Source organism: Gilvimarinus polysaccharolyticus, from assembly GCF_001187555.1.
GTDB classification, from domain to species: Bacteria; Pseudomonadota; Gammaproteobacteria; order Pseudomonadales; family Cellvibrionaceae; genus Gilvimarinus; species Gilvimarinus polysaccharolyticus.
The window spans coordinates 1,185,857-1,198,213 of record NZ_LFIJ01000001.1 but is presented as its reverse complement, the minus strand read 5'-3'; the positions used below and the strand labels follow the sequence as shown (position 1 = coordinate 1,198,213).

Below are 12,357 nucleotides of genomic sequence, written 5' to 3'. Positions count from 1 at the left end.
TTAAAAAAATTGCACGCCGACAGCCGGTATGCATTAACAGGAGAAGCGAACAATGCCTTTTAATACTGCTCTTAGCGGCATTCGCGCCGCCAATACTGATCTAAAGGTGACTGGTAATAACATTGCCAATGCCAGCACTACCGGCTTTAAAAATTCGCGTGCTGAATTTGGTGATGTATACGCTAGCTCATTGCTTGGCAGCGGCTCTAACACACCGGGCTCGGGGGTCAACTTACAAAAAATTCGCCAACAGTTTAGCCAGGGCAACCTGAACTTCACTGAAAACCAACTGGATCTGGCTATCAATGGGGCGGGGATGTTTATTCTCGATAACGCTGGCGATAAACTTTACGGTCGCGATGGTACCTTTGGCTTGGATAAGGACGGCTATATCGTCAATAACACCGGCTCTAACTTGCAAGGATTTGTTGCCGATGATGCGGGTAATGTTGGCGGCATTCTCGAGGATTTACAAGTGGAGGTTGATAATCAGCCGCCAAATGTGACTACTGAACTGGATATCTCCTTTAATTTGGATGCCCGTAAAGCTGTGCCCTTGGTGACGCCTTTTGATCCAGATGATCCGGCCAGTTATAACAATGCCACATCGGCGACTGTCTACGATAGTTTGGGTAACCCGCATACACTCAGTCAGTATTTTGTAAAACGTTACGACGATCTTAACCCTGCTCCTACACCTGCCGAGGCGAATGAGTGGGATGTTTATGTGCAGATTGACGGCGAAGATGTTGCTATAACCAATGGTGTGCCGACGGTTCCTGCGAACCCCTCTGCACGGAATGTAACGTTTGATAGCGTGGGCGCATTAGTGGCGGGTGATGTGTTTGATATTGCTTGGACGCCCACTAACGGCGCGGCGCCTATGAACATAAACGTTGATCTTGCCAGCTCTACTCAATACGGTAGTGGCTTCTCGGTTGAAACCCTCAGTCAAGATGGCTACACCACGGGTCGCTTAGCCGGTATTGATATCGATGAGCAAGGTCTTATTTTTGCTCGTTTCACCAACGGCGAAGCACAAGTTATTGGTCAGGTAGCGTTGGCTAATTTTAATAATTTAGAGGCGCTTAAGCCTGTCGGCTCAACCCTCTGGGGGCAAACTGCCGACAGCGGTGAGTTAATTGTTGGTGCTCCAGGTTCGGCTTCGTTTGGTGATATTCAAGCTGGCGCGTTGGAGGAGTCCAACGTTGATTTGTCTGAACAGTTGGTTAACTTGATTATTGCTCAGCGTAACTTTCAGGCTAACTCTAAGACTATTGAGACGGCTAACCAGACCACGCAAACCATTATTAATCTGCGTTAACAAGTTGCACCTGCGGGTGCAAACAGCATTTTTTTGCGGCGGCAAACGGCGGAAGCGGTTTGCCGCTTTTTTGTGCGTGTTATTTGCCGTTTCTTGAAAGTGTCTTGTAGCCCAGCTATAGCAGGGTGTTTGATGTTGGCACAACGGTTGCAATACTTCTGCTAAGTAAGTTCAACTGCCAATAAACCAACGGAGTCTGTTGTGGATAAAGCTCTCTATATCGCAATGACCGGTGCCAAGCACAACATGATCGCGCAGACCAGTCACGCGAACAATATGGCTAACATCAATACCACCGGTTTTAGAGCCGATTACGCGGTAGCCCGCAGCATGGGCGTGTATTACGGCGACGGCCAGCCAACGCGTGCCTACGCCATGACTGAGTCTCCCGCTTCCGATTTCAGCTCCGGCCCAATTCAGCAAACTGGTCGCGATTTAGATGTTGCCATTAATGGTGATGGCTTTTTGGCGGTGCAGTCACCTACCGGTACCGAAGCTTATACCCGCGCAGGCAATTTAAGCTTGGATGCCAATGGCATATTGCGCAGCGCCGAGGGTTTAGCTGTGATGGGTAATAATGGCCCCATCGCCTTGCCGCCATCTAGCAAAATCAGTATTGGCGATGACGGTAGCATTTCGATACAAGGGCAGGGTGACGGTCCAGAAACCTTAGTCGAGATAGATCGCTTAAAGCTGGTTAAGCCTGAGTACGGTTCGCTGGAAAAATCGGCTGATGGTTTATTTCGCCAATTAAACGGCGCCCCCCTTGTTGCCGATGCGGATGTTCGCGTTACCTCCGGTGCATTGGAAGGTAGTAACGTCAATGCTGTCGACGCATTTACCGATATTTTAAGTTTATCTCGCCAGTATGAAATGCAGGTGAAACTGATGAAAACCTTAGAGCAAAATTCCGAAAGCTCTGCACGCCTGATGCAGATGTCTTGATCCGTTCGCTAAAGACTAGAGGATAACGCCATGCACGCGGCACTTTATGTCAGTAAAACCGGCCTTACGGCGCAGGACAAACAACTGACCACCATTTCAAACAACCTTGCTAACGTTGGCACGGTGGGCTTTAAGCGTGACCGAGTAACGTTTGAAGATCTACTTTATCAAACACAGCGTCAGCCCGGTGCACAATCGACCCAAGATACGCAGCTACCATCGGGTTTGCAGCTGGGTACGGGTGTGCGAGTTGTGGGTACACAAAAACAATTTACCGAGGGCAACCTTGAGGTAACCGATCAAGCGTTAGATGTTGCTATTAATGGGCGAGGTTTTTTGCAAATTCTACGGCCCGATGGCTCGGTATCGTATACCCGTAATGGCCAACTGCAAATTAATGGCGAAGGGCAGTTGGTTAATGCCGATGGTTTTTTGTTGGAGCCGGCTATTAACGTGCCAGAGAATGCTAGCAACATTACTATCAGTAAAGATGGTGTGGTTAACGCTTACGTTGAAGGTGAGGTCGATCCGCAACAGTTGGGTGATATTATGCTGGCCGATTTTGTTAACCCAGCAGGCTTACAAGCGGTAGGCGGTAATTTATTTTTAGAGTCGGTTGCCAGCGGTAATCCGTTAGTGGGCGCGCCCTCTGAAAATGGTTTAGGCAGTTTGCAACAGGGCATGCTTGAGAGTTCAAACGTCGAAATTGTGCAAGAGATGGTCGATATGATTAGCACTCAGCGCGCTTACGAGCTTAACTCTAAAGTGGTGTCGACAGCCGACCAAATGCTGCAATACATAACGCAAACGTTGTAATAAAAATCAACGGTTAAAGGCAATAGGTAAGCTCATGATGAACAATATCAAACACATAGCTTGGGCCGTGGCACTGCTGTGGTTGACCGGTTGCGTTGCACTAACGCCACCGGCACCAGGTGATCCGCATTATGCGCCAGTGACCTCGACTGCTTATCAGCAGCCGGTGCAAACTCAGGGTTCTTTGTATCACGAGCGTGGTATGAGTTTATTTACAGACTCGAAGGCACGTAATGTGGGCGATATTATTACCATCATGCTAACCGAGCGCACAGTATCGAGTAAAAGTTCGGGTGTTAACGTCAGCAAAGACAGTGAAACCAGCTTGCCCGGCGGCTCTATATTAGGCATGACCCCGACGTTAAATGGCGTGGCTTTTGATACCAATATTAGCCAAGAACGTGAATTTAAAGGCGACGCCGGCGCCGATCAAAGCAATAGCTTAAGTGGCTCTATTGCAGTTACTGTGGCCGATGTTTTACCTAACGGTAACTTAATTGTACGAGGTGAAAAATGGATGACATTAAATCGCGGTGACGAATACATTCGCATTAGCGGAATCTTACGTCCCGATGATATCTCGCCTCAAAACATTGCAGCATCAACCAAGCTTGCCAACGCCCGAATCTCTTACGGTGGTACAGGTGAACTTGCCAACTCGCAATCTATGGGTTGGCTATCGCGCTTTTTTAACAGCGCCTATTGGCCCTTTTAAGGGAATGATATGAAAAAGATACCAGGTTTATTGTTGGTGGCATTATTTACCGCGCTTTTGTTTAGTGTCACTGCCAGTGCTGAGCGTGTTAAAGATCTCGCTTCGGTTGCGGGGGTGCGTTCTAACCAACTTATTGGCTACGGTTTGGTGGTGGGGCTAGATGGCACAGGTGACCAAACTACCCAAAGCCCGTTTACGACTCAGTCATTTAGCAACATGCTTAAGCAGTTTGGTATTAACGTACCAGAGGGCACTCGCATGCAAATGAAAAACGTCGCCGCTGTTATGATTCACGCAGAGCTTCCTGCTTTTGCCAAGCCTGGGCAAGCCATAGATATTACCGTATCGTCAGTCAGTAATGCTAAAAGCTTACGTGGTGGCACTTTGTTGATGTCAAAACTAAAAGGCATAGACGGCAATACTTATGCGATTGCACAGGGCAGCTTAGTGGTAGGTGGTTTTGGCGTAAACGCAGGCGATGGCTCTAACATTACCGTTAACATACCCAGCGTCGGACGTATTCCTAATGGGGCTACTGTAGAGCGAAGTGTGCCTAATAATTTCTCGGGTAATCAGCCCATTGTCTTTAATCTTAATCGAGCCGACTTTACCACGGCTAATCGTTTGGCAACGGCGATTAATGACATGCTTGGCCCCGATGTCGCGTCGGCGATAGATGCTGTATCCGTTGCGGTTAAGGCGCCACAAGATCCAGCGCATCGAGTTGATTTTATGGCGTTGCTCGAAAATATTCAGGTTAATCCTGGTGAGGCGGCCGCTCGAGTGGTGATTAACTCGCGCACCGGCACTATCGTGGTGGGGCAACATGTACGCGTATCGCCTGTAGCCATTACCCACGGTAGTCTGACTGTGTCGGTTTCGGAAGATTACGATGTAAGTCAGCCTGGTGCATTTGCCAATGGTCAAACGGTGGTTGCCGCGAATAGCAATATTGATATCGAGCAAGAAACTAACCCGATGTTTAAGTTTGCACCAGGCACTACGTTAGAAGATATCGTGCGTTCGGTAAATAATGTGGGGGCTTCCCCCTCTGATTTAATGGCGATTCTCGAAGCGCTAAAACAATCAGGCGCCCTTAAAGCTGAGCTGTTGGTGATCTAATGAATGGATTTGACACAAACCCTGGCGCTAGTATTGCCCAAGATACCTACTTAAGCAGTAAAGGGCTTGAAGCGGTGAAAAAAATGGGTCGCGATAAAGACCCAGAAGCCTTGCGCCAAATGGCTCGTCAGTTTGAATCGCTGTTCGTACAGCAAATGCTTAAAAGTATGCGAGCTGCGTCCGAGTCGTTCTCGGAAGACAGTTATATGAACAGCTCCGACACCCAGTTTTATAGCGATATGCTCGATCAGCAATGGTCGCTAGAGCTAACTAAAGGTAAGGGCATGGGCTTAGCCGATACTTTGTACCAGCAGTTGTTGAAAAGTTACGGCCAATATTTGCCGGGCGAAGATAGCGCCGATGATCAGCCTACGTTAGATAGCAAACTGCAAGAGGCGACGTTAGATTTTGATCAACGCAGAGTTAGCTCGCGCGTAACACAGACAGTAACACCAACAGAGACGCTCGCTAATGTCTCGGCAGCAGTTGCACCTACCTCGTTGGCCAGTAATGGGGCGGCAGGCTTTATCGATGCAATTAAACCCTACGCTACTTGGGCGGCACAAACATTAGGCGTTGCCCCCGAGGCCCTTATGGCGCAAGCGGCGTTAGAGACCGGCTGGGGTAAACACTTAGTGCGCGATGAGACTGGTAGCAGTTTTAATTTATTTAATATTAAAGCGGGTAAGGGCTGGGCTGGCGAGTCGGTTACTGTGAATACTACCGAGTATATAGAGGGTGAAGCACAAAGTGTGGATGCCCCTTTTAGACGTTACGGATCTTTGCAGGACAGCTTTGCCGATTACGTTGCTTTGATGCAAAAACCACGTTACCAAAAAGCCCTAGCGCAGGGGACGGATGCGCACGGCTATGTAGAGCAATTACAAAAAGCCGGTTACGCCACCGACCCACACTATGCCGATAAAATCAAAGCTATTATGCAGCGTGAAAATTTTGCAAGCAGTACGGCTCTTGCCGCCTATCAACAACATGTGGGTAATCCATAATGGCCGGTTTATTATCTAACGCTATCTCTGGCTTGCAGGCAAGCCAGAATGCACTGCGCACAACAGGGCATAATATATCCAACGCCAATACTGACGGTTACAGTCGGCAAAATGTATCGTTTGGTACTCGGCCGCCACAAAATATTGGCAGTGCCGGTTACATCGGGAGTGGGGTTAGCACCGAGGCAATCTCACGCACCGTTGATCAATTTATATTAACGCAATTAAGGCTCGACACGGCGACTTTTAATCAGCTTGATACTTTTAACCTTAACACCGGAAAAATCGATAGCTTACTCGCTAACTCCAATACAGGGTTGTCTGGCGGCCTCGAAAGTTTTTATGCGGCATTGCAAAGCGCCGCCGATGATCCATCGTCAACACCGGCTCGACAGCTTGTAATAGAACAGGCCAAAGGTTTGGCGTCGCGTTTCAATAATTTATACGATCGTTTTACTTCGATAGAAAACGGCGTAGAGGGTGAAATTAACACCATTGCCGAGCAAATTAACGGCTTAGCTAATAGTGTTGCCGAGCTTAACAAAGCCATCATTCAGTTGCGTGGCGCCAATGGCGCAGAGCCTAATGATTTGCTCGATCAGCGCGACGAAGCACTTCGGCAATTGTCCGAGTTGGTGTCGATCAGTGTTGTGACGCAAGATGGCGGTGAGATGAATGTTTACATGGGCAGTGGCCAACCGTTGGTGGTGGGTAACAGCGCTGCCGAGGTTAGTAGCAACGGCCAGGGCGATGTGTTTTTGGGCTCCACTGCGGGCCTTACCAATGTAACTGCACAAGTTTCGGGCGGTAAATTGGGTGGTTTGCTAAAATTTAATACAGATGTGTTGCAGCCGGCACAAGAGCAGTTAGGCAAGCTAGCGGCCGTGGTATCGTTTGAGATTAACAGCTTGCAAGCGCAAGGGGTTGATCTTAATGGTGAGTACGGTAAAAACATTTTTACCCCCGTTAGTGCCGGAGCTCTAACCAATGTTGTTGGTGCTGGTAATTTCACCGTAGACGTAACAGATGCAGGCGAGTTGGTTGCTAGTGATTATGACGTCGTTGTGGCGGGCGGTAATGTTACTATTACACGCCTATCCGACGGCGCTGCATCTGCACTTGTGGGGCTGGGGCCTCATGTCGTTGACGGTATTAGCTTTGATGCTACAGGTTCTGCTAACGGCGATAGCTTTCGGCTCGATACTAATTTGGCTCTTAACGCCAGCAGCATTGCGGTTAATCAATTAACGCCACAAGATTTAGCGTTGGCAGGACCAGTGCGTACCGAAGCTGTCGCTACCAATGCCGGTAGTGGCGTTATTAGTGCGGGCAATGTACAGCTAAACCCGGGCACTCCTGTGGTTCCGTTAATTATCGATTCTCCCGCGACACCCCCGGCAACCTATAATGACGTTAGCATAGAGTTTATTTCGTCAACTCAGTATAAGTTTGTCGATAGCGCTGGTAATGATTTGGCGACACCGGCGCCAGGGCCTGTTTATCCTTATACTGCGGGGTCATCGATCTACCTTGAGGCCCCTGTGGGGCCCGCTGGCACGGCGTATGAATTTACTATTCAAGGAAATCCGGCACCGGGCGATACCTTTACTATTAGCTTTAACCAAGATGCGGTTAACGACAACCGTACCGCGCTTAAAATGGCAGCGCTCGATTCGGCTATTACCTTTTCGGGTGGTTTAAGTATTAATGAAGCTTATGGCCAAATGGTTGAGCAAATTGGGGCTAAGGCAAATCTGGCGCGTATGAACACCGATGCGGCGCAGAGTGTTTTAGAGCAAACTCAATCGTTACGCGACAGTATCTCGGGGGTTAACCTCGATGAAGAGGCGGCCAACTTGATCAAGTTTGAGCAAGTCTATAATGCCAACTCTCAGGTGATAAGCATTGCCCGAGATCTTTTTGACACGCTTTTAAACGCTGTTTAGCGTAAAGCAGGTAGCCTAAATGCGAGTATCAACCTCACAAATATATACCATCGCCAATATCGGTATGCGCAATGCGCAAGCCGCGATTAATAACACCAGCGCGCAAATGGCCTCGGGCCAGCGAGTGTTAACCCCTGCCGATGATCCAGTGGCTGCGACTCAAATACTACAACTTACCGAGCAGCTTAGTAGACTTGAGCAGTTTAATAAAAATATCGATGTTGCCGAGAACAAATTATCGTTAGAGGAGGTCGCCCTAAAAGGTGTGACCTCGCTAGTGCAGGGCATGCAAGAGTTGGCGGTAAGTGCGGGTAACACCGCGACGTTAACGCAATCCGAATATAAAATTATGGCTTCGGTGGTAGACAGCCGTATTAAAGAGCTGCTTAATCTGCAAAACACTAAAGACTCATCGGGCCAGTATATTTTTGCCGGCTACCAAAGCTCGCAAGCGGCTTATGCTGAGCAGGGCGGAGGTGTTGTTTACCAAGGTGATGATGGCTCGATATCACTGCAAGTGTCTGAGAGTGTCACAATCCAGGCGACCGATCCAGGGCGTAAAATATTTGAAGGTATCAGCACCTCACACAACACATTTACCGCTTACGATTTAGTGGCAGATAACCCGATAACCACTTTTACCGTGACAAACCAGCATGAGTTGGATCAAGTTGGAGGTAATACCCTCTATTTGAATGCGGCTGCAGGTGTTTTATCCGTCACTGACATTAACGGGGATCCAGTGCCTCCGGTGCCAAGTTCAATAACCTATGCATCACCAACAGATACGGTGGATGTTGCCGGGATTAGCTTTGTCATTAATGACGGGGATGATATTGCTCTGAATATAACCCCGGAAGAGTCCAGCATTTTACAAACCCTTACCGATTTCCGCGATGCGATGCTGAGTGTAACCGATAGCACTGAAAGCAAAGCTGCATTGGCTGATGTTGTGGCCAAAACATTGGGGACGCTAGACAATGCAGTAACTCGGATTGGTGAGGTGCAAAGTGAGGTGGGGGCTAGATTAAACACACTTGATTCAACACGTAATTTAAATGCCGATAGCGCACTTTATACCGAAGAGGTGCTAGGCTCACTGCAAGGCTTGGATTACGCTGAAGCAACGACGCGATTAAAAATGCAAGAGCTAGTGCTTAGTGCGGCGCAACAGAGTTTTTCTAAAGTCAGTCAGCTGTCATTGTTTAATTATTTATAATGTTCCTCTTATAGCTTAATCGTTAACATGGATCATTTGTACCTATAGCCGCACACAGTGGCTACACTTAATAGTTATAGCTTACGACGCCTCCCGTTAATGAGTCATCTTTATGAGTATTCAATCTGCCCCAGGTACTGAGCTTGCTAAGCAGCTGTCACTGGCTATTAAAGCTTCGCAAGAGCTGCAAGTATTGGCCGAGGCCGATCATTGGCAAGATTTCGAGAGGCAGTTTCGTCAGCGCGATAGCTTATTGCACGCTATAGATGCCGAGGTGACACGCCTGTTGCCGCTATCAGGTGAGGATGCCAAATTAATTGGTGGCAAACTACAGCAGCTACGCGAGCTAAATGATCAGCTATTAACTATTGCAGAATCCCGTAAAAACGCTACAGTCGCCGACTTGGCAAAAGAGCGTGGCGCGCGTAAAGCCGTTAATGCCTACAGCAAACCCTAGCGCGGTTATATTCGTCGCCTCGTTTCAGTACAACTTAACTTTTATCTATTTTTGCTGGGCTGCCAATGCGTACCTTGGTTGGTTATGAGGTATACCGTTAGCTTTCGCCAAGAGCCCAACATGCTGAGGTATGAGGCTAGTCGCAAGTTAGATATAGAATTGTTGCGTTAAAAAAGGTGGCTGAAAGATAAAATATGCTCGATTAGTGTCGGGTTTACGACTTTTCAGTTCGTAACAACAGCTGGTTGGCGCAATTACCCCCCTGAAGTAGTTCATATTGTCAGATTAAAGATTAACCTAAGTTTTTGTAAGTCTATGAAATATATAAAAATAATAATTTTGTTGGCGGATATTGTAAAAAAAGCCTAAAGCAATCAAACCACCGGACGATAACCTACACAGAAGTGCTGCAAATGCGCAACTTCAATAACCGGCTGATCACATCTGGCAAGACTGTGAACAGGAATAAAACTTAGGAGATTACTCATGGCTCTAGTAATTAATACCAACGTTGCCTCCCTGAATACACAGCGCCAGCTGTTGCAATCAGGCAATGCGCTCGATCAAGCCACCGAACGTCTGTCGTCCGGTAACCGTATTAACTCGGCCAAAGATGATGCGGCTGGCCTTGCGATTTCTAACCGCATGACCTCGCAAATTCGTGGTCTAGACCAAGCCGTACGTAACGCCAACGACGGTGTGTCGATGATTCAAACCGCAGAGGGCGCCTTGCAAGAGGCCACCAACATTCTGCAACGTATGCGTGAACTATCGGTACAGTCTGCTAACGGAATTTACTCCGACGCCGACCGCAACACCCTAGATGCTGAGTCACAACAGCTAAAAGCCGAATTGAACCGTATCTCTCAAGAGACTACCTTCAACGGTCAAAACCTGTTGGATGGCAGCTTGAAAGCCGCTGACCTACAAGTAGGGTCAGAGCAAAACCAAATTATTACTATCTCGGTAGGTTCATTCAGCACTAGCTCACTCGGTGGCGCATCTGGAGATATCGTTGGTGAAGCATCCGCTGGTGGTTTGACAGATTTGACTGCCTTGGATACTGCAGGTGATTTGGTAATTAACGATACCGATATCAGCGCACTAGATGCAGCAACCACTTTGAATGAAGCCTTAGCAACTATCAATGCTGATCTAGACGGCAAGGGTGCAGAAGCATCTGCCATCGTTAACGTCGAAGGCACTAGCGTTGGCTCCGGCACATTGGTGACTGGTACTGACAAGCTGACTCTTACAGTTACCGATGGTAACGGCGAAACTCAAGCGACTGAAATCAGTGGCACTAAAACCCTTGAGGAGTTAGCTGCTAAAATTAACGACGAAACCTCTTTGGATGCTCGTATTAACGATGCAGGCCGTTTAGAAATTAGCGGTGAAGGTGCTACCTCTGTTGCAGTTGCAGGCACAGGTGATGCTTTAACCAACTCTGGTTTGGCTGCGACTACAACTAACTTCTCAATGGTATTTAACGACACCTCCGCTGATGGTCGTGGCGTAAAAATCGAGCAGGGCACAGCCACCATTGCTGAACTGCAAGCATTGGGTATTGACGCTCAAGACGATAACGGTAACCTTCAAGGTAATACTGTTGCTACCGGCACCATATTGGCTGAAGGCGATTTAATCATCAACGGCGTTGCTATCGGTGAGATCAATGACCAAGCGGGTACTGCAACAGCGGCAACCCAATTGGCAGAGGCCATCAAGGTAATCAACGAATCATCAGCTGAGACAGGTGTTGTAGCCTTTGCTGGCAACGGTACCAGTAACTTGGCTTTGCGCTCAACCAACGGCGAAGAAATTTCAATCGAAGCTGGCGACTCTGCTACTGCAGCGGATCTTCTAGCCGCTATTGGCTTGCAGGAGCGTAATGCTGCAGGCAGCTCTGGTTCAGTTGCTAGTATTGATATCTCAACTGCCGCAGGCGCACAAAAAGCTATCGGCATTATCGACAAAGCGATTAGCCAGGTGAGTGACACTCGTGCAGACCTAGGTGCGGTTAACAACCGTCTTGACTTCACCGTATCTAACCTGTCAAACGTCAGCGAAAAAACCTCGGCGGCCCGTTCACGGATCACCGATGCTGACTTCGCGGCTGAAACAGCTAGCTTGAGCCGCTCTCAGGTGTTACAACAGGCTGCTACTGCGATGCTGGCTCAGGCCAACTCGCGTCCACAGCAAGTGTTATCTTTGCTGCAGTAAGGGCTAAGTCATCCCGCCGGGTAACCGGCGGGATTTTCTGATTGAGGGTCAAGCGATGATTGACGTAAATGCAAGCACCAAAGGGGCTAGTATCCCTGTTACATCGGTGACGGCTTCATCAGCAACCGCCAACAGCGAAACACGTACAGACGGCAAGAGTTTGCCATCGGCAATCTCTGAGGTGTCTGAACCGGCCTCGCAGAAAACCCCAAGAGGGAAAGATTTTCAAAGTAGTGTCCAAGAAGCAGTAGCCCACATGAATAAGTTCATACAGGCTAGTCAGCGCGACTTACAGTTCAGCTACGATAGTGACACGGGTGACACGATAGTGAGAGTTTTGGATAGCGCCACACAAGAGGTAATACGCCAAATCCCCGATGAGATTTTCTTACAGTTGGCCCGCAAATTGAATGCAGATGAACCGGTACAGCTATTGTCTGCTCAAGCCTAATTACTAGGCCGACGCAAACAGATAAAGGGGCGCCAGTTAAGGCGCCCCTTTTTTGTGCTGAGTATTGTGACTTAGGCGACTAAAGTTTAACCTAACACTGCCGATAGCTAGATAGATATACGGATACTTTGG

At 48.3% G+C, this 12,357-nt stretch carries 11 protein-coding genes; all 11 read left to right on the top strand.

Going from position 1 to position 12,357, the window contains the following annotated elements; translation table 11 throughout:
• Positions 1–52 precede the first annotated feature (52 nt).
• The 11 genes from flgE (at position 53) to GILYN3_RS04975 (ending at position 12,225) form a co-directional block, all read left to right on the top strand.
• The gene (flgE, locus tag GILYN3_RS05025) at positions 53–1,324 is read left to right on the top strand and encodes a flagellar hook protein FlgE (RefSeq protein ID WP_049721830.1); all 1,272 of its coding nucleotides are present in this window, start codon (positions 53–55) and stop codon (positions 1,322–1,324) included.
• 201 nt (positions 1,325–1,525) lie between these two features.
• A complete protein-coding gene (gene flgF / locus GILYN3_RS05020; protein WP_049721829.1) occupies positions 1,526–2,269 on the top strand; it encodes a flagellar basal-body rod protein FlgF in 744 nt (247 codons plus the stop codon).
• Positions 2,270–2,299: 30 nt separating this feature from the next.
• The gene (flgG, locus tag GILYN3_RS05015) at positions 2,300–3,085 is read left to right on the top strand and encodes a flagellar basal-body rod protein FlgG (RefSeq protein WP_049721828.1); all 786 of its coding nucleotides are present in this window, start codon (positions 2,300–2,302) and stop codon (positions 3,083–3,085) included.
• 34 nt (positions 3,086–3,119) lie between these two features.
• On the top strand, positions 3,120–3,800 hold the full coding sequence (gene flgH / locus GILYN3_RS05010; protein ID WP_408606303.1) for a flagellar basal body L-ring protein FlgH: 681 nt from the start codon (positions 3,120–3,122) through the stop codon (positions 3,798–3,800).
• Positions 3,801–3,809: 9 nt separating this feature from the next.
• Entirely contained in the window at positions 3,810–4,922 is a 1,113-nt protein-coding gene (locus GILYN3_RS05005) for a flagellar basal body P-ring protein FlgI (protein WP_049721826.1), read from the top strand.
• A complete protein-coding gene (gene flgJ / locus GILYN3_RS05000; RefSeq protein ID WP_049721825.1) occupies positions 4,922–5,929 on the top strand; it encodes a flagellar assembly peptidoglycan hydrolase FlgJ in 1,008 nt (335 codons plus the stop codon). Before GILYN3_RS05005 ends, flgJ begins: the two co-directional genes overlap by 1 nt.
• On the top strand, positions 5,929–7,875 hold the full coding sequence (gene flgK, locus GILYN3_RS04995) for a flagellar hook-associated protein FlgK (RefSeq protein ID WP_049721824.1): 1,947 nt from the start codon (positions 5,929–5,931) through the stop codon (positions 7,873–7,875). The genes flgJ and flgK overlap by 1 nt, the downstream gene beginning before the upstream one ends.
• 19 nt (positions 7,876–7,894) lie before the next feature.
• Complete coding sequence (gene flgL / locus GILYN3_RS04990; protein ID WP_049721823.1) at positions 7,895–9,094, top strand: flagellar hook-associated protein FlgL; 1,200 nt, start codon at positions 7,895–7,897, stop codon at positions 9,092–9,094.
• 112 nt (positions 9,095–9,206) lie between these two features.
• Positions 9,207–9,551, top strand: coding sequence for a flagellar protein FliT (locus tag GILYN3_RS04985; RefSeq protein WP_049721822.1), 345 nt, complete (start codon positions 9,207–9,209; stop codon positions 9,549–9,551).
• 486 nt (positions 9,552–10,037) lie between these two features.
• Positions 10,038–11,774, top strand: a complete 1,737-nt coding sequence (locus GILYN3_RS04980) for a flagellin N-terminal helical domain-containing protein (protein WP_049721821.1) — start codon at positions 10,038–10,040, stop codon at positions 11,772–11,774.
• 55 nt (positions 11,775–11,829) lie between these two features.
• Positions 11,830–12,225 (top strand): flagellar protein FlaG, encoded by a 396-nt coding sequence (locus GILYN3_RS04975; protein WP_049721820.1) that lies wholly within the window; start codon positions 11,830–11,832, stop codon positions 12,223–12,225.
• Positions 12,226–12,357: the final 132 nt, after the last annotated feature.

What these genes read in the sequence shown, in the direction of transcription:
- flgE (WP_049721830.1), top strand. Translation starts at nt 53, where the DNA reads ATGCCTTTTAATACTGCTCTTAGCGGCATTCGCGCCGCCAATACTGAT.
- flgG (WP_049721828.1), top strand. Translation starts at nt 2,300, where the DNA reads ATGCACGCGGCACTTTATGTCAGTAAAACCGGCCTTACGGCGCAGGAC.
- flgH (WP_408606303.1), top strand. Translation starts at nt 3,120, where the DNA reads ATGATGAACAATATCAAACACATAGCTTGGGCCGTGGCACTGCTGTGG.
- GILYN3_RS05005 (WP_049721826.1), top strand. Translation starts at nt 3,810, where the DNA reads ATGAAAAAGATACCAGGTTTATTGTTGGTGGCATTATTTACCGCGCTT.
- flgJ (WP_049721825.1), top strand. Translation starts at nt 4,922, where the DNA reads ATGAATGGATTTGACACAAACCCTGGCGCTAGTATTGCCCAAGATACC.
- flgK (WP_049721824.1), top strand. Translation starts at nt 5,929, where the DNA reads ATGGCCGGTTTATTATCTAACGCTATCTCTGGCTTGCAGGCAAGCCAG.
- flgL (WP_049721823.1), top strand. Translation starts at nt 7,895, where the DNA reads ATGCGAGTATCAACCTCACAAATATATACCATCGCCAATATCGGTATG.
- GILYN3_RS04985 (WP_049721822.1), top strand. Translation starts at nt 9,207, where the DNA reads ATGAGTATTCAATCTGCCCCAGGTACTGAGCTTGCTAAGCAGCTGTCA.
- GILYN3_RS04980 (WP_049721821.1), top strand. Translation starts at nt 10,038, where the DNA reads ATGGCTCTAGTAATTAATACCAACGTTGCCTCCCTGAATACACAGCGC.
- GILYN3_RS04975 (WP_049721820.1), top strand. Translation starts at nt 11,830, where the DNA reads ATGATTGACGTAAATGCAAGCACCAAAGGGGCTAGTATCCCTGTTACA.